Source organism: Butyricicoccus sp. OF10-2 (genome assembly GCF_003481925.1).
Taxonomy (GTDB): domain Bacteria; phylum Bacillota; class Clostridia; order Oscillospirales; family Butyricicoccaceae; genus Agathobaculum; species Agathobaculum butyriciproducens.
This window is the reverse complement of sequence record NZ_QUMC01000014.1, coordinates 36,819-54,231: the sequence shown is the minus strand read 5'-3', so window position 1 is coordinate 54,231 and position 17,413 is coordinate 36,819. Positions and strand designations below refer to the sequence as shown.

Annotated in this window: 11 protein-coding genes; 8 read left to right on the top strand and 3 right to left on the bottom strand. The window is 55.4% G+C overall.

Going from position 1 to position 17,413, the window contains the following annotated elements; genetic code table 11:
- Window positions 1-128: 128 nt before the first annotated feature.
- On the top strand, window positions 129-623 hold the full coding sequence (locus DXB00_RS08790; RefSeq protein ID WP_119214801.1) for a hypothetical protein: 495 nt from the start codon (window positions 129-131) through the stop codon (window positions 621-623).
- The gene (locus DXB00_RS08785) at window positions 620-4,021 is read left to right on the top strand and encodes a leucine-rich repeat protein (RefSeq protein WP_119214800.1); all 3,402 of its coding nucleotides are present in this window, start codon (window positions 620-622) and stop codon (window positions 4,019-4,021) included. Before DXB00_RS08790 ends, DXB00_RS08785 begins: the two co-directional genes overlap by 4 nt.
- A 59-nt stretch (window positions 4,022-4,080) precedes the next feature.
- On the opposite strand, the gene mgtE is transcribed toward DXB00_RS08785, so the two are convergent.
- On the bottom strand, window positions 4,081-5,475 hold the full coding sequence (gene mgtE / locus DXB00_RS08780; RefSeq protein ID WP_119214799.1) for a magnesium transporter: 1,395 nt from the start codon (window positions 5,473-5,475) through the stop codon (window positions 4,081-4,083).
- Between the two features lie 401 nt (window positions 5,476-5,876).
- A complete protein-coding gene (locus DXB00_RS08775; protein WP_147359198.1) occupies window positions 5,877-6,107 on the bottom strand; it encodes a hypothetical protein in 231 nt (76 codons plus the stop codon).
- A 340-nt stretch (window positions 6,108-6,447) separates the two neighbouring features.
- On the opposite strand from DXB00_RS08775, the gene DXB00_RS08770 reads away from it, so the two are divergent.
- Together DXB00_RS08770 and DXB00_RS08765 are read left to right on the top strand one after the other, a co-directional pair.
- On the top strand, window positions 6,448-6,927 hold the full coding sequence (locus DXB00_RS08770) for an L-2-amino-thiazoline-4-carboxylic acid hydrolase (protein WP_158578283.1): 480 nt from the start codon (window positions 6,448-6,450) through the stop codon (window positions 6,925-6,927).
- Between the two features lie 229 nt (window positions 6,928-7,156).
- Complete coding sequence (locus DXB00_RS08765; protein ID WP_118729179.1) at window positions 7,157-8,809, top strand: putative manganese-dependent inorganic diphosphatase; 1,653 nt, start codon at window positions 7,157-7,159, stop codon at window positions 8,807-8,809.
- Window positions 8,810-8,860: 51 nt separating this feature from the next.
- Here DXB00_RS08765 and DXB00_RS08760 read toward each other — a convergent pair whose 3' ends face one another.
- On the bottom strand, window positions 8,861-11,680 hold the full coding sequence (locus DXB00_RS08760; protein ID WP_158581285.1) for an ATP-binding protein: 2,820 nt from the start codon (window positions 11,678-11,680) through the stop codon (window positions 8,861-8,863).
- 418 nt (window positions 11,681-12,098) lie between these two features.
- On the opposite strand from DXB00_RS08760, the gene DXB00_RS08755 reads away from it, so the two are divergent.
- The 4 genes from DXB00_RS08755 (at window position 12,099) to DXB00_RS08740 (ending at window position 17,202) form a co-directional block, all read left to right on the top strand.
- Entirely contained in the window at window positions 12,099-13,004 is a 906-nt protein-coding gene (locus DXB00_RS08755; protein ID WP_118729176.1) for a DUF4349 domain-containing protein, read from the top strand.
- A 268-nt stretch (window positions 13,005-13,272) separates the two neighbouring features.
- Window positions 13,273-14,217: a substrate-binding domain-containing protein gene (locus DXB00_RS08750; protein ID WP_118729175.1), complete on the top strand. Its 945-nt coding sequence runs from the start codon at window positions 13,273-13,275 to the stop codon at window positions 14,215-14,217.
- Window positions 14,210-15,646 (top strand): sensor histidine kinase, encoded by a 1,437-nt coding sequence (locus tag DXB00_RS08745; protein WP_118729174.1) that lies wholly within the window; start codon window positions 14,210-14,212, stop codon window positions 15,644-15,646. The genes DXB00_RS08750 and DXB00_RS08745 overlap by 8 nt, the downstream gene beginning before the upstream one ends.
- Window positions 15,643-17,202 (top strand): response regulator, encoded by a 1,560-nt coding sequence (locus DXB00_RS08740; protein WP_118729173.1) that lies wholly within the window; start codon window positions 15,643-15,645, stop codon window positions 17,200-17,202. The genes DXB00_RS08745 and DXB00_RS08740 overlap by 4 nt, the downstream gene beginning before the upstream one ends.
- The last annotated feature ends 211 nt before the right edge of the window (window positions 17,203-17,413 follow it).

Here is a 17,413-nt window from a genome sequence, read left to right as displayed (position 1 = left end):
TGTATCCTTTTTTCGTACCCTCTGTATGGTAAGCTATACCATACAGAGAGAACACCTCGCCTGTCGCGGATACGGACCACCGGCGAGGAGGATATATTTCCTGATTTCATGATAAAGGACTGAGTAGTATGAGCAAAAAGTTTACAAGGCTGATGGCCATTCTGCTGTCGCTTAATCTGACGTTCAGTACGGGTACTTTTGCCGCATTTGCGGCTGAAGCGGAAGACGGCAGCACCGACACCGGTTACTCCGAGAGCGGCGATCCCGCAGCATCCGCTCCGGAAGCGGAGAACGGCGGTACAGAAAGCACACCGGACACGAGCAGCCCCGCTCCGACAGAGGCACCGGCGAGAACGCCGAGCCGTCTGCACCGAGCGAGCCGTCTGCACCGGGCGAGTCTGCATCGCCGAGTACATCTGCATCGCCGACCGAGGCGGCACCGTCCGTACCGGCACCGTCCGCACCGGCTGAGAAAGCGCCTGCGGCTGAGATTCCGGCAGAGGAGAAGCCTGCTGAAGAAAAGCTGGTTGCGACCTATGCAGTCACCGCGTTTACGCAGGACAGCATCCGGTATGATGTTTCCTCGGGCGATGCCGTTGTTACCGGCTGCGCAGACAGCGTGACCAAGCTGGTTATTCCGGAAACCGTAACCTATGACGATAAGGAATACAAGGTTGTCGGCATTCAGGATCATGCGTTTGACTGGGCAAATCACCGCAGTCTCGCACTGGAAACCGTTGATCTGGGCGGTCTGCCGCTGGAAATCGGCGAGTATGCCTTCCGCGGTCAGAAGTCGCTGACGACTGTTGTCGGCATGGATAATATTACCGCAATCGGCAACTATATGTTCACGGCATGCTCGGCGCTGACTTCGGTCGCTGATCTGTCCAAAGTTACTTCTGTCGGTATTCAGGCATTTATGAACTGTTCTTCGCTGACTACGCTGGAAGGCCTGAATTTCTCCGCACTGACGAGCATTAGACAGGAAGCCTTCAATAATATGAAGTCCTTCTCGCTGGAGCTGGGGGAGCATACCTTTGATGCGCTCGAGTCTCTGGGTGTCCGCGCATTCGCTAACATGACGGATATTACTGGTAAGGTTGTTCTGCCGGAACGCATTACCGAAATTCCGGAAGGTGCATTTTTGAACACCGGAATTACCGGCGTTGACTGGTCTCATATCACGGCCATCGGCACGAGTGCGTTCAGCAACTGTAAGGGTCTGACCGAGCTGCATTTGCCGGATTCTGTTACGTCGATTGGAGAACGCGCATTCGATGGCAGCGGTCTGACCGGAGAATTACAGCTTCCGAATTCGGTCACTTCGATTGGAAATTATGCGTTTAGGGATGTCAAGATTGAGGGCAATCTGGTTCTGCCGAATGCGCTGACTTTTCTGGGTATCTATGCATTTCGCGGCACGGCCATCAGCAGTGTTACGTTCCCAAGCACGCTGAAAAATATTGGCAACTACGCATTTTACAGTTGCTCGAATCTTTCCGGCACGCTGATCATCCCCGAAGGGGTTGTTTCCATCGGTACGGCAGCGTTTACGGGAACCGGTATCGAAAAACTGGAGCTTGCCGATAGCGTACAGACCATCTCGGCCGGTGCATTCAGCACCTGCACCAAGCTGAATTCTGTGCAGATTGGCGAACAGGGCAAGGGCAAAAGCCAGCTGCAGACCATCGACAGAAAGGCATTTAACAACGATACCAATATCACCTACTTCTATATTGAAGCATGCTCGGCAGATGTTGCGATTGACTCGAATCCGCTGACGATTCCTGCCGGTGTTGCTGTAAAGTTTGCGGTCACTGTCGATGGCGCAAATATCCGCGAAGGCGAAGAAAGCACGCTGCAGCAGGCCGTTGACGCGGCAGAGGGAAACACCACCATTACCGCAAACAAGAGCTTCATTGTAGACAGCACGGTTACGATTCCGTCCGGCAAGACCATCACGCTGACCGATGAAGGCAAGGGCCTTTCGGTTGTGTTCAAGAACGGCTTCGCCGGTCCGGCTTTCCGCGTGGAGCAAGGCGCGGCGCTGATTCTGGACGGCAGCTTCAATTTCTCATGCTTCCGCATCGCTAACGGCTCGTTTGCCGAGGTAAACGGCGCAATGACGCTGAACGGCGGCACGATCACCCGTATGAGCCTGAGCGGCTCGAACATGGGTGCGATTACGGTGGACGGCGGCTCCTTCACCATGGGGAACGGCGAGCTCAGCAGCATTTCCGCTTCGTCCGCAAACTGCGGCGCGGTTTATGTGAAGAACGGCGGCAAATTTGCCATGAACGGCGGCAAAATCACCGGATGTATGTTCAAGAACCAGTATTCCGGCGCGGTTGCCCTCGCAGACAGCACCATGACGATGACCGAGGGCACGATTTCGGGCAATACCGCATCGGAGTATAACGCGGCAGGCGGTGTACTCGTAAACGGCACTTCGTCTCTTGCCATGAGCGGCGGCACGATTGCAGACAACACGGCAAAGCGCGGCGGCGGTGTATGCGTGCGTGAGAACGGCAAGTTCACCATGTCCGGCGGTACGATTTCCGGCAACAGCACGGCAGTCGATTCCGCTACAATTCAGCAGCCGAATGCAGGCGGCGGCGGTGTCTTCGTAGAGGACAACGCATCGTTTGAAATGACAAACGGCACGATTACCGGCAACAAGACCAACGGCATGGGCGGCGGCGTTGCAACGGCCGTTCTGAGCGAGAATGACACGGTTGGCGGCGGCTGGTTCCACATGACCGACGGCACGATTTCGGACAATACGGCATCCTGCGGCGGCGGTGTATACAGCTGGTCCGGCAGAAACCGCGTTGTACTCGAAGGCGGCAATATCGTGAACAATACGGCGTATCGACAGGGCGGCGGCGTTTACGTCAGCCATGCACCGTGGTCGATCACGATTAAGAATGCGCTGATTACCGCAAACAAGGCAGCCATTCAGGGCGGCGGCATTTGGTCCTGCCCGGTGGGCACGGTAAGCCTTGGCACGGATGCAGCTGTATTCGGCAATACGGCAGGCAAATCTGCTGATGATGCGGCATTCCTGCTTAAGTGGGACAAGACGTTTTCCACCAGCTTCAGCGGCAAGATGTACGGCGGCGGACTGGTAACCTGGTACCGCGATACCTCAATCGCCGCGGGTGATCCAAACTACGGCGCTTTCGGAGGCGACCGCTATGATGCAGCGAACCCGGGTGCCCCGGTTAAGCCGGCTTCCGGTGCGACCAATGGCTACGGTCTCAAGGCTGTTGTTTCCGCAGAGAGCAAGGCACTGGCTGAAACCGCACCGCTCAAGATTATGGGCAATACCGCAGAACGCGGCGGTGGTGTCGGCACAAACGGCGAAGTGATCATTCCGGGTGAGGACACCTTGGAAAATCCGGTTTCCCTCACCGTACACAAGGTTTGGAGCGGCGCAAGCGCGTATCCGACCGCTGTTACCGTAAACCTTATCCGCATTGCGAAGGACGGCACGCGAACCGCAATCGGTACGGTGCTTCTGAGCGAAAGATCCACCGACAAGGACGGCAAGACCTGGTCGTACACCTTTGCAAATCTGGACGGCGCTTACACCTATACCGTCGAAGAGGAGGCCGTTGACGGCTTTAATACCTCGATTTCCGGCAGCATGGCAGATGGCTTTACCATCACCAACAGCAAGAGATCCGGCGGCGGCGGTGGCGGCGGCGGTCACCACAAGCCGGCCCCGAAACCGACTCCCGATCCCGATCCGAAGCCTCCGGTTGACATTCCGGATCAGCCTACACCGCTTGATCCGCTGAAGCCGACGGAGAACATCCCGGACGGCAAGGTTCCGACGACCAAGCCGGAAACACAGACCAAGACGCCGGATAAAACGAAGACAGTGAACATTCCCGACAGCAAGACTCCGACGTCCAGCGTTCCGAAAACCGGCGATATCGGCGGTCTGTGGGCGGCTCTGTGCGGTCTGTCCGCAATGGGACTGGCGTACTTCGGTATCCGCAGAAAGCATGATTAAAAGCAAAAACAGATAGCAAACACCCTCTATATCATCCGATATAGAGGGTGTTTTTTCGCTCAAACAATGTGCAAAAGCTGAATCAGCAGCAGCCATGCCAGACCGTAATAGGTTACAACGGCAACCAGATCGTTGATTGTCGTAATCAGCGGACCGGACGCAACCGCCGGGTCTATCTTGATTTTATGGAACAGGATCGGCACGAGCGTACCGACCAGACTGGAAATCACGATCGCCACAAGCAGTGATATGCCGACGCAGCCGGAGATCAGGAACGCATGTCCGACGGCATAACCCTTGAACAGCGCTATGTATGCACCGAGAAAGACAAGTGCCATAATGCCGAGCAGCGCGCCGTTGCAGGTGCCGACCTTCATTTCCTTGAAGGTGAGGTGCAGCTTGTCCTTAGCACTCAGTTTTTCATCCATCAGCACACGAATCGTAACCGCCAGCGACTGCGTACCGACGTTGCCGGCCATATCGAGAATCAGCGACTGGAAGCAGATAACGACCGGCAGCACGGCTACAACGCCTTCAAATGCACCGACAACGGTCGAAACGCCCATGCCGAGGAACAGCAGGATGATCAGCCACGGCAGGCGCTTTTTCATGCTTTCCCTGGTGGTTTCGTTGAGATCCTCCTCGGCGGACAGACCGGCGAGCTTTGCATAGTCCTCGCCGAGCTCGTCATCCACGGCCTCGACAACGTCCTGTGCGGTGATGATACCGATGATCTTTCTATCCTTATTCAGCACCGGCAGGGAGTCTTCGGCATAATCTTTGATCTTCTCGATGCTCTCTGAGATTTTCTCGTGGTCGAGCAGATACGGATACGCGTAGCTGATGATGGAATCCAGCGGAACATTCTCTCGGGCAACGATAAGATCCTTCAGATCGATTGCACCGCAGAAGCGGTTTTTATCATCGACCACATAAATCGTTCCGATGTTGTCATTTTCACCGGCCTGCTTTACCAGCTCGTGCATGGCCTGCCGAATAGTCAGGTTCTGCTTGATGCAGATGTAGTTGGTCGTGATCAGGCTGCCGACTTCGCTGTCGTCATAGGAATTGATAAGCAGGATGGCTGACTTGGTTTCGTCATCGATCATCGGGCGCAGCTTTACTTTTACGCTTTCGTCGATGTTCTCCCACAGATCGACCGCGTCGTCCGCGTCCATTTCGTTCAGAATTTCGGCCAGCTTATCAATGCCGATTTCATCAATGTATTCTGCCGGATCATCCAGATAGGAGATGATCTCCGCCAGCCATTCCGCATCAAGTGCGCTGTACAGCAGATTGCGTTCCGCGCGGTTTAGGAATTGCAGACTTTGTGCGATATCGTTGTCGTGATAATCCTGCAGCTGTTCCCGCATCTCATTGATCGAAGGGGAGGTGCGGATGATCTCAACGATTTTTTCGGCAAAAGATGTTTTTTTCCATGTTGCTTTTTTCATAATCAGCCTCCTTCTGTGCCCGGAAAAGGGCACAAAAAATCCACCGTAACAGATACAGTGACACAAACATCAGTTGTGGACTTGTTCATCACGATGGAGCAAGGCTCAGCGCTTATTTCAAAAGAGGATGCTTACGGACACTCGAAACAGCAGTATAGTCTGTATCCATCGTCATATGTACATTTCGTCTGTCACAACTGTCCATAGGGCTTGCCTCCTTTTTATTTTTTCGCAATGATTATAGCACTTTTTGTGTGGAATATGCAAGGCATTTTTCGCAGTTTTAACAATATGGATGAAATTTGAGGATAGTATCGCGCACGGGGAGACAAAAGGCTGACGATACAGGAATGGGATTGTCTTGGTGTACGAATGATTTTGGAAGATTACCCAAACCGATCTCACTGAAACGCTTCGGTGGGTAGAGCAGACGCCTTGCCGTCGAGTGCCGGCTCACTGAGCAGGATACCAACGATGTCATCTCGGATACGGCGATAGCCTTTGTCCGGATGCTGCATAGGTAGCTGTTCCACCTTCTCTGCAATCTGCAGGTTCTCCTTGTCACGTCTGCTGTACTTGCCAGACGCTCCTTTCTTTCTATTTCCTTCAATTTTTTGCAGGTAGTTTTCCATTTCTGCCATGCTCGCGGAACGAGAGTGGTACGGTATAAGCCCCCTGGGAAACTGCAGACTGCGTATTTCTGCGCGGAATAACAAAGCAAACGAGACTGGCGAAAAGCAATCCCGTGTCGATTAACGGCAGGGTTTTCGTATATTAAGGTGGCATATTGAAAGCCGGTGTGATATAGTTAGGATGAACTAACTGACGATTGACACTGGAATCCCGCAAAAGCAAAGAGATGAAGAAATTATGCAAAGCAAACAGCAAAAGCAAATTAAGGAGTTTCTGGTACAGACCTTCGGCGGGAGCAGGGGCGGCTTGCTGTTTTCACGGCAGGAAAAAACGTTGGATATGTTAATCAAAATCGCAGCAAGCAGGTCCAAAAGCCAGATGAAAGCACTGGTGCAGACCATTCTGCCGCGCATTGCGCTGTACAAGGTGCTGCAGGCAGAGCTGCCTGCAGAGGAAACCTTTGCGCATATGCGGACGTACATGATGGACTGGGTGGCGGCAGAAAAGCACGCTTTCACGGCGAAAATGGAGCTTGTGCCGGGATTTTATCGGATTTACAGCTATTGTTTTCTCAAAGTCATGCGCACCTCCGACTTGTGGGAGAGTACACAGGAACACGACAAAACGCACTTTTCCGCGTCGATTACCAAGTGTCTCTGGCACACGGCGTGCCAGGAAAACGGCTGTCCGGAGCTGTGTCCGCTGTTTTGCGACGTGGATGACGTGACCTACGGCGGACTGCGCAAGCTCGGCTTTTCGCGCACAAAAACGCTGGGCTGCGGCGGTGACTGCTGCGATTTTCGGTTTTTCAAAAGGTAGGCGAGCAGACGGAGAAGCGGACTTCGGCAGGATTTTCGGTGCAGCGGCGGAATCCGTACGGTCAGCTCCATCGCATACGCAATGCGGTTGCAGATGGTTTGGGGTTGGATTCCTCTTCCGTACCTTGCTATTTCCCCGGTTAAATGATACAATCAAACCACAAGGTTTCATTCCATCAAACGGATTCCGAAGGGGAGCCATCCCTTATCACATAAAGGAGCATCAGTGCATGAACCCAGTTTTTGTTATCGGACATCGCAATCCGGATACGGATTCCATTTGCTCTGCAATCTGCTATGCGCACCTCAAGCGCAGACTGACCGGCGGAGAATACATAGCCTGCCGCGCGGGTCACGTTAATGCGGAGACCAAATTTGTGCTCGAGCGCTTCGGCGTGGAGCCGCCGCGCTACATCAAGTCGTTTGAGCCGCGCCTGAGCGATGTGCAGTACCGCGAGGTGTCGGGCATCAGCGAGGAGCTGTCGCTGCGCCGTGCATGGGATTACATGAACGAAAATGACATTCAGACGCTGGCCGTTGTCGATGAGGATCGCCATCTGAAGGGTCTGCTGACGCTGGGCGACATCGCGCGCTTCTACATCGAGGATCAGGACGCCAATGCGCTGGCGGAGGCCAAGACCAGCTATCGCAATCTGGTCGATGTGCTTGACGGCACGCTCGAGGTTGGCGACATTGACCAGCGGTTTGAGCAGGGCAGTGTGGTCGTTGCGGCGGCTAATCCGGACGTGCTCGAGGACTACATCGGCAAAAATGATATGGTCATTCTCGGCAACCGTTACGAAAGCCAGCTGTGCGCCATTGAGATGAGCGCGGGCTGCATGGTCATCGGTCTCGGCTCCAAGGTTTCGCGCACCATCCGAAAGCTGGCCTCGGAAAACGGCGTTTCCATCATCGCCACCCCGTATGATACCTATACCTGTGTCAAGGTTATCGGTCAGGCGGTTCCGGTGCGGCATGTGATGCGGAAAAAGAGACTTATCACCTTCGAGCCGGAGGAAACGGTTGAGGATGTAAAGCGCACGGTTTCCAAGAAGCGTATCCGCTATTACCCGTTGATGGATGAACAGGGACGATATGTCGGTATGTTCTCACAGCGCAACCTGTTGGATCTGGAGCGTCCGTCGGTCATTCTGGTTGATCACAACGAGCGCGATCAGGCCGCCGAAGGCATTCGTTCGACCAATATTGTTGAAATCATCGACCACCACCGCATTGACTCGGTGGAAACCAGCGGACCGATCTACTTCCGCAATCAGCCGCTCGGCTGCACCGCGACCATCATCACGCAGATGTACCATGAGCACAACGTGGAGATCGAGCCGAAAATCGCGGGTCTGCTGTGCTCGGCAATCCTGTCGGACACGCTGATGTTCCGCTCGCCGACGTGTACGCCGCTTGACCGCATGGCTGCAGAAGAGTTGGCGAAAATCGCCGGTCTGGACATCAAGCAGTATGCAACAGAAATGTTCCGTTCCAGCTCGCGTCTGCTCGATCGCTCGATGGATGAGCTGTTCCACATGGATTTCAAGTATTTTCAGGTGCAGAATCAGAAGATTGCGATTTCGCAGGTGACGAGTGTCAGTGAGAACGAGCTGTCCGGCATCCGTGATAAAATGCTCGAGTACATGGAAAGCTGCCTGGCATCGAGCGGTCTGTCCATGCTGTTCGCTATGCTGACCAACATTATCGAGGAAAAGACAGAGCTGCTCTACGTCGGCAAGGGCGCGCAGCAGCTGGTTCGTGCGGCCTTCAAGACCGACTGCGGCGAGCATTCGGTCGTCCTGCCCGGCGTCGTCAGCCGCAAGAAGCAGATGGTAGCGCCGCTTGTCGGAGCGATGGAGCACGATGAGGAAATAGAGTAAGATTTGCAGAGTAAAAGCGGAAGAAACCTTGGTTTCTTCCGCTTTTTGTATTTAATTCAGCTTTTTCAGCTGCTCAGAGATGGTTCGTTTCATCGTCTCGGCATCAAGCGGCTTAGACAGATGCGCGTTCATGCCTGCGGCGAGACACTTCTCGCGGTCCTCCTTGAAGACGTTGGCTGTCATGGCGATAATCGGAATGGTTTTCGCGTCCGGCCGGTCGAGTGCCCGGATAGCTTTTGCAGCCTCCAGACCGTCCATCTCGGGCATCATCACGTCCATGAGAATGGCATCAAAGCTGCCCGGCTCGGAATCCCGGAAGGCTGCAAGCGCCTGCCTGCCGTTCTGCACCGGCACGGTCTGCACACCGCTGTCGTGCAGCAGGAAGATTGCAATCTCCATGTTGAGCTCATTATCCTCGGCAACGATCAGCCGCGCGCCGGAAATATCTGACGGTGTCTGCGGCGAAGCTGCTGCTGCGGTCGCGTCACAATCGAGTTCAAAAGGCAGTACGACGGTAAACCGGCTGCCTTCACCGAGTTTGCTTTCCACCGAAATGGTGCCGCCCATTTGCTCGATGAGCTGATGCACGATAGACATGCCGAGTCCGGTACCCATATAGCTTGAGCGGGGGGACTCGTCCGCCTGCTCAAACGGATTGAACAGATGGTTTTTGATGAAATCCTCGGACATGCCCAGACCGGTGTCCTCGATGATGAATTGACAGGTGATCTTCGCATCCGTCCGTTCGAGCATGTGCATCTGCATATGGATGGAACCGCCGGGCTTGTTGTATTTCACGCAGTTGGTGAACAGATTCATCAGGATTTTTTTCAGATGCAGCGCACTGCTGCGGACGTAAATACCGGAAAAATCGTCATGCTCACCGATGACGGTAAGACCGGCGGCTTCCGCCTGAAACAGCACCGAATTGGTAATGCTGCCGCAGACTTCATCCAGATTCATGGATTCGCTCCGCAGAACAACGGTGCCGTTTTCCAGCTGAGCCATATCCAGAACATCGTTCACCAGAGACAGAAGCAGCTGAGAGGACAGCTCGATTTTATGCAGACAATCGCGTATGCGCGCGTGGTCGTCCTTATTTTTGCGAATGATAGTCAGCATGCCGATGATGCCGTTGATGGGTGTGCGGATATCGTGCGACATGTTGTTCAGGAACGTTGTTTTGGCGGCATTGGCAGCCTTGGCCTGCGTGAGCGCCTCCTGCAGCTCTGTCTGGCTCTGCTGCAGCTTGAGGTTCAGCTCCTGCGCCTGTTTGGCGGACTGCCGGGCCTTGCGGAACAGACCGAACAGCAGCAGAGAGAGCAGGATGAACACAGCAGAGGCAGTGGTCAGATTGTCCTTGACAAAGTCCGCAGCGGTGACCTTTTCGGGCGCACTGTCGTACATGGCAAGTGCACCGGTCAGCAGGGAAGAAGGCATGGTTTTGAGCGTTTTGTTCAGGATGGACAGCAAAGCCGTATCGCCCTGCCGTACGGCGAACGAGGTCTTGCTCGGCTGTGTGAGGAACACGCGGTACAGCGTTTTGTCCTTCATATAGCGCGGCAGCTGACCGGCACGCATTACATAGCAGTCCGCACTGCCGGTACGCATGGCTTTGATCGCGTCATTCGCTGAAGGGTATTCGAGGATCGTCCACTTGGGATAATTATAGGAAAGGTACTGCTTGAGCGAAAAATCGTTCTTGGGGATGGCAGCGGTGTTTGGCTCAAGCTCATTAAAATAGTTCTTCGTGGTAAGCGCCGCCTGACTGAAGCTCAAGACGGTGTTCGACAGTGCAAGACCGTTCTCTTCGGCGGCACGCGGGTTTTGGCTGGTGTGAAAAATCAGGTCGATCTCACCGTTCTGCAGTGCCTGCAGCTGCTCAAGCTGCGTGTCAAAGCCGTGCAGGTCGAAATGCAAGGCGTTATCCCCCAGACAATTCGTCGCATATACGACATAATCCGTGAGAACACCGGTAACATCACCGGTTCGGATATCAAAGGTGCTGATGCCGGTGTCATGATTCAGAAAACCGATGCGGATGGCGCCATGCTGCCGGAGCCAGTCCTGCTCCTCGGTTGAGAGGAGCTCGACCGACTGGGCAGACAGATAGCGCTGATACAGATCATCCTGATAGAACGGCTTGTCGTGTGCAATACGGCGCATGGTATTATCGAGCGCTTCCTTGAGGTCGGGACGGCTTTTGCTGATCACGAAGTAAACATCCGAGCTGCCGAACGAGGTGATCGCGGACAGGCCGTATTCCTGCCACTGGGGACTCTCGACCGAGATAAAACCGTCGATTTCGCGGCGGGCGATCTTGGCGGCTGCGTCCTCGTCGCTGGTGATGGTCACATGCTCGGTGTGCAGACCGTGGCGCGTCTCCCATTCGCAGAACTGCGTGGTCGCGATACTTTCGGACAGCATGCCGATGCGCTTGCCGTTCAGGGTGGTCAAATCGGATACGGAAATGTTGGCAGCGGCGAGATTTGCATACAGGTAATATTTTTCCTCGCCCATCGGCAGATCGGAAAACAGCATGGTCTGGGCACGGCCCTCGGCGTAGGATACGCCGGCCATCAGGTCGATTTCGCCCTTTTGCAGCATGTTCAGTGAATCCGGCCAGTTTGCTTCGATGTAATCATAGGTCCAGCCGGTATATGCGGCGACGGACTGCTGATATTCGTAGCCATAGCCACTGCGTTCGCCGTTTTCGCAGGTGATGTTGTAGGCGGAATCCGGATACCATGCAACTCGCACGACAGAGGAATCCTGCACAGCGGCGGCTGTGTCCTGCAGCAGCGGCATAAGCAGGCAGAGGCACAGCAGCAGACAGCCGTACCGTTTCAGTCTGGTTGTAATTTTGTTCATATACTCCTCCGTAAGCCGGAATGCGTCCGGCATTTCTCTGTAAAAGAAAAAAGATGCACTGCTGCATCGGTAATGCATCTGTGCATCTCAAACGAGGCAGCTGGCTGCCATTTTACAGGCCCTGTGAAGTCGGTTTCGCAGTCATTGCGAAAGCGGCTTCTTAGCTTTGCGCCGCAGGCGTTCGCCTGGTTTGCTGAATATTTATTCGGTTATTATATTCTATTATAGGTGAAGAACGACAGGGTTGCAAGAGAAAGACGCAAAATCGACCGCGATTTCAATAGAATGCGGTATTAAAAATTGTTTGATTGATATACAGAACAGAGGGAACCAAATCGCACGGCATCTCGTCTAATCAAGTAACAAGAGAAAATACAGCGGCCGTGCGCCGCACCGCTCAAGAAACGAGGTGTCTGTTATGAAAAAACGATTGTTCCCCCTGTTCCTTGCACTTTTGCTGCTGCTTTCCGCCTGCGGAGCAAGCGTCGGCAATTCGGCATCGGCGGCAGCCGGTGACAGCGGCAGTATGCCGGGTGACATGAACGGCTGGACCGAGGAAGCGTCGGCAGATACCGCTGAGAGCGGTGCGGACTTTTCTGCGGTGAGAAAGAATGCCAAGCTGATTTTGAACGCTAATCTGACGCTCGAAACGCAGGATTTCGACAAAGCCTCTGCAGATATTGAGAAAATGGCAGCGGATGCAGGCGGCTATCTTGAATCGAGCAGTCTTTCTGGCGATGCGGGCAGCCGGCATGCAAGCTATGTCCTGCGCATTCCGCAGGAGAAGTTTGAGGCGTTTTACGAGCAGCTCGGCAGCAGCGTGCATGTGGTGTACAGCTCGCGTTCGAGCGAGGACGTGACCGAGCAGTATACCGATATCGAAACCCGTCTGGCAACGCTGACCACCAAGCACGAGCGGCTGCTGGCGCTGCTCGATCAGGCGGATAAGATGGAGGATATCATCTCGCTCGAGAACGCGCTGGCCGACTGTGAATACGAGATCGACTCGCTGACCGGCTCTAAGCGCCATTACGATGATCTGGTCGGATTTTCGACCTTCTATGTGGATCTGGAAGAGGTGCAGACGCTGACCGCAACGCCAGAAGGCAGCGGCTTCGGCGCACAGCTCACGCAGGCGGCTAAGACCGGAACACGCGGTCTGGTTGACGCGGTTCGAGCGCTCATCGTCGGTGCGGTGATGTTCTGGCCGGTGATCCTGCTGGCTGCTGCCGGAGGCGGCACTGTTGCGGTCCTGCGCCGTCGGCGCAGGAAGGCACGTGAAGCCGAGCAGACGGAGATTCCGACAGAAAAAGAAGAACGGTAATACAGGTGCAAAAGGAGCGCAGATGTTTGCAATCTGCGCTCCTTTTGTCTTTCCTTGTGTAATCATATTATACCGCATATCAACAGCCAATGCAAGTAGATCCGACTGCGCCGGAAGATATTTCTCTGTCTAAGTGAGGAAATATGCACAATATCATGGGCGCTTATTTGGATAGTTTTTATACTATGGTTAAATACATTTGGCTCATTTCTCCAAAGTGTGATATGATTAAATCATTCAGGAGAGAACAAGAAACGGAGAGAAAACCATGAAACGATGGAAAGGGGCGGCATTGCTGCTGCTCTGCACAGTTGTGATGCTGCGGTTGCTGCAGGGATTGGCACAGCCGGAAAAAGAGAATGCCCATGTGCCGGTGCTCGGCATTGTCACCACGGCGGCAGAGGATGACCGACGCGAAGCGCAGTCCGAAGCGCTTGTACATGCGGCGGAGGAACATGGCTTCAAAGTGCTGGAAATGCCGGTCGAGCGCACGCAGGAGGCACAGATTGAAGCCGTGCGTGCGCTGATCGTGTATCAGGTGGACGCAATCGCATTTACGCCGCTGGTGGAAAGCGGCTGGGACAACGTGCTGCGCGAAGCAAAATCCGCCTCCGTGCCGCTGCTGTCGATAGACCGCGCGATACGCGGCGTGGATGATGTGCCGCTGCAGCATATTGGATTTGATTATGCGTCGCTCGCGGAGCAGGCGGCGGATGCGCTTCTGCAGCAGCGCATGCCGCGGGACGGTGTACTGGAGCTTTACGGCACGGTAAATGCTTCGGACGCAAGAGAGATTGCACGCGGCTGCCGCGAGGCTCTGGAGGAACAAGGATTGACCGTAACCTACAGCTTGTGCGGCGACGGCATGCGCTCGCGTGGCTGCGAAATACTGGAGGAGATGGAGGACCATCTGGACGAAATCGGCTATATTTTCGCCCAGAATGACGCCATGGCGCTCGGTGCAGTGGATTATCTGCACAGCCACGGCCGTAAACCGGGCAAGGATGTGCTGATTTGTGCGTTTGGCGGCGGTGCAGAGCTGCGCGCGCTGCAGAAAAAAGGGGAGGTTGCCGTAATCGGCGCACTGGATGATACGCAGCTGGCTGAACTGACCGCAGACGCAGCCCAGCAGATTGCGAAGGCACCGTGGAAGCCCTATATCGCTCTGGCGGACACCGCCGTGCTGACGGAGGAGGGAACAGCCGATGCGTAAATCCCATCACAGCCTGCACGGCTTGCTGCGGCAGTCGCTGCTGCGCAGCGTGGTCTGCATGATCCTTCCGGTGTGCGTGCTGGCCGGTCTGCTGGTTGTTCTGACACAGCGCTATGGCGCGGATATTGCATTGACGACCCGTGCCTCCGAGGTCCGCACTGTGCTGGTGCAGGATCTGCCGGATGAGGTGTGGAACGTGGTTTCCGGCCGTATTTCCTTCGAGGATGGACGGCAGCGGATGCTGATTGACAGCTCTCTGCACGAGCTGAACGACATGCTGGACAGTGCCGGAGAGGACGAGGCACAGTATCTCAACGCGGCACTGCGTGCCATCCGCACGATCGACAGCTACGTTGATCAGCTGGAAACGCAGATGGACGCCGGTGCCGCGGTCAGCCGCAACGAATCGCTGTACCGCGAGATTCACAGCGTCGGCCATCTGGCGGGCAGCATGCTTGACCGCTATATCGAGAATGAGATCGCCCGCATGGGTCGTTTCAACGCCCGCATTCAGCACGGACTGGGTGCGGCAGCGCTTGCACTCATTGTGCTGGTCGGCGTGATGATCTGGCTGACTATTCGGGCATCTGACAATCTGGAAGGTGCGATCGGCGCGTCTTTGCGGCAGCTGGAGCAGTTTGCCAACCGCATTGCCGCCGGTGAGCTGACCGAGCGCGTCCCGCCGACCGAGATCGACGAGCTGCATCTGCTGACACGCGATCTCAATACAATGGCGGAGCAGCTGGGGGCGCTCATTCATGAGCGGGTCGAGCAGGAAAAGACCATTAAAAAAGCCGAACTGCGGGCGCTGCAGGCGCAGATTACGCCGCATTTCATGTACAATACGCTGGAAACCATCGTCTGGCTGGCTGAAGAGGGCCGCAACAGCGAGGTTGTCGAGATGACGATGGCGTTCACCGGCTTTCTGCGCATCTCGCTCAGCCGCGGCGCGGATTACATCACGGTCGAGCGCGAGGAACAGCACGTTGCAAACTATCTGCAGATTCAGTCGGTGCGGTACGGCAGCATCATGCGGTATACGATTGATATTGATCCCGCGCTGCACGAGCGGTATATGCTGAAAATCGTGCTGCAGCCGCTGGTTGAAAACGCGATTTATCACGGCATTAAGCGCAGGCGCGGCAGAGGACAGATTACCGTGACCGGTCGCAGGCAGGCAGGAGGCATGTACTTCGCCGTGGAGGACAACGGCATGGGCATGACACCTGAGCGTCTTGCCGAGGTACGGACCTCGCTGCAGAATGGCGCACCGCTTGACCCGGACGGCAAGGGCGGCTACGGTCTGCGCAATGTAGAACAGCGCCTGCGGCTGTATTACGGCTGCGGACTGACGATTGAGAGTGAATACCGGAACGGCACACGCATTAGCTTCACCGTACCGGACGAACAGGAGGGGAAAACGCTATGATGCGTATATTCATTGCGGATGATGAGGAGATCATCCGGGACGGCATCCGCAACTGCATTGAAAAGGAGCAGGGACGCTTTCTATTTGCAGGTGAAGCGCCGGACGGCGAAATGGCACTGCCTATGCTGATGGAAATGAAGCCGGATGTGCTCATTACGGACATCCGCATGCCGTTTATGGATGGTCTGGAGCTGGCAAAGGTTGTACGGCGCACCATGCCATGGTTGCGTATTGTGTTCCTCAGCGGACACGATGAATTTGAGTATGCACAGAAGGCGGTTTCGCTGCACGCGGATGCGTATCTGCTCAAGCCGGTCAGCTCGGCGCAGCTGCTCGAAACGCTTGGACAGGTTGCCGAGCAGATTGAGCAGGAGCAGCAGCAGCTTCGCTCGGCAGGCGTAAACAGCCGCAGTGAGCGCGAGGAGGACGTACTGCGTGAGCATTTTCTCAACGACCTGCTCTCGGGCAGCGTGCCGACTGCGGAGGCGGCTGTACAGGGAGAACGCTGGGGGCTGCTGCTGACAGCGAAGCAGTATCTTGTGTGCATCGTGCGCCTGCCGGAAAATGCCGTGCAGGAGCAGGTGCGCGCGCTGACTGAGCGTCTGTGCGGTGAGGAAAGCGAGGTCTGCGCCTTTTTCCGCGGCAGCCGCCGGCTGGTGCTCTTGCTGCGTGGGGAGACCGAGGAAGCTGTGCGCGAAACCGCCTACGAGTTCTGTCAGAACCTGCGGCACGAGCTTTGTCAGGTGCTGGGCTGGAACGCGCTGTGCGCGATCGGCGCACCGGTTTCACGTGTCAGCGCCCTGCCGGAAAGCTACTGCACAGCGAAGGATACACTGCTGCAGGCCTCCGCATGTGCGGAGGACGGCGTATTCGGCAGCACGGACTTTGCCGGTGTGCAGCACGAGTTCGATTTCTCGGCGGGCGGCTCGCTGGCGGACAAGCTGCGGCATGCCGCTCCCGAGGATGTGCCGCGCATTGTCGAGGGCTACTTCGGCGACTCTGCGGCGCAGGACGTACAGAGCGTGCTGTACCGGTATTATCTGCTGATGAATCTGCTCGTCACAGCCTCTCAGCTGGCTGATGAGGTGCAGGCAGGCAGTATTCCGCCTCCGGAGGATCCGCAGGCGGTGCTCGGTCAGGTGGCGACGCTCGAGGGCACAAAGGCCTGTGCCGCCGAGGTGCTCGGCCGCATGACTCGTCTGTGTTATCGCCATCAGAATGTGCGATACAGCGCGGAAATCAGCCGTGCAAAGGAGTTTATCCGCGAAAATTATGCGGACAGCGGTATTTCACTGCACATGGTGGCGGCAGAGGTCGGCTTTAGTCCGAACCATTTTTCCACCGTGTTTTCGCAGGAGACCGGTCAGACCTTTGTCGAATATCTGACCGCTGTCCGCATCGAGGCGGCAAAGCATCTGCTGACCGAGGGCAACAGCCGCATGAGCGATATTGCGTTCGACGTCGGTTATCAGGATTCGCACTATTTCAGCTATCTGTTCAAAAAGCACGTCGGCGTTTCGCCACGCGAGTACCGCAGCCGGTCGGAAGAGAGATGAGGCAATACCGCACAATTAAAGCTGCGGCGCTTTGCGGAAATTTTGTGCCCTGACTTTGTTGTGATTTTGCGGTAATACATCAAGTATTACCGCAAAACCACGCCTCGTCAGTCCGTAAAATTTACTCGCAAATCGCTCTTGCTTAATTATGCGGTACTGCCTAAAATAATATCGTAAGAAATTCACCGTTCAGGAACGGCCTTCTTGAATG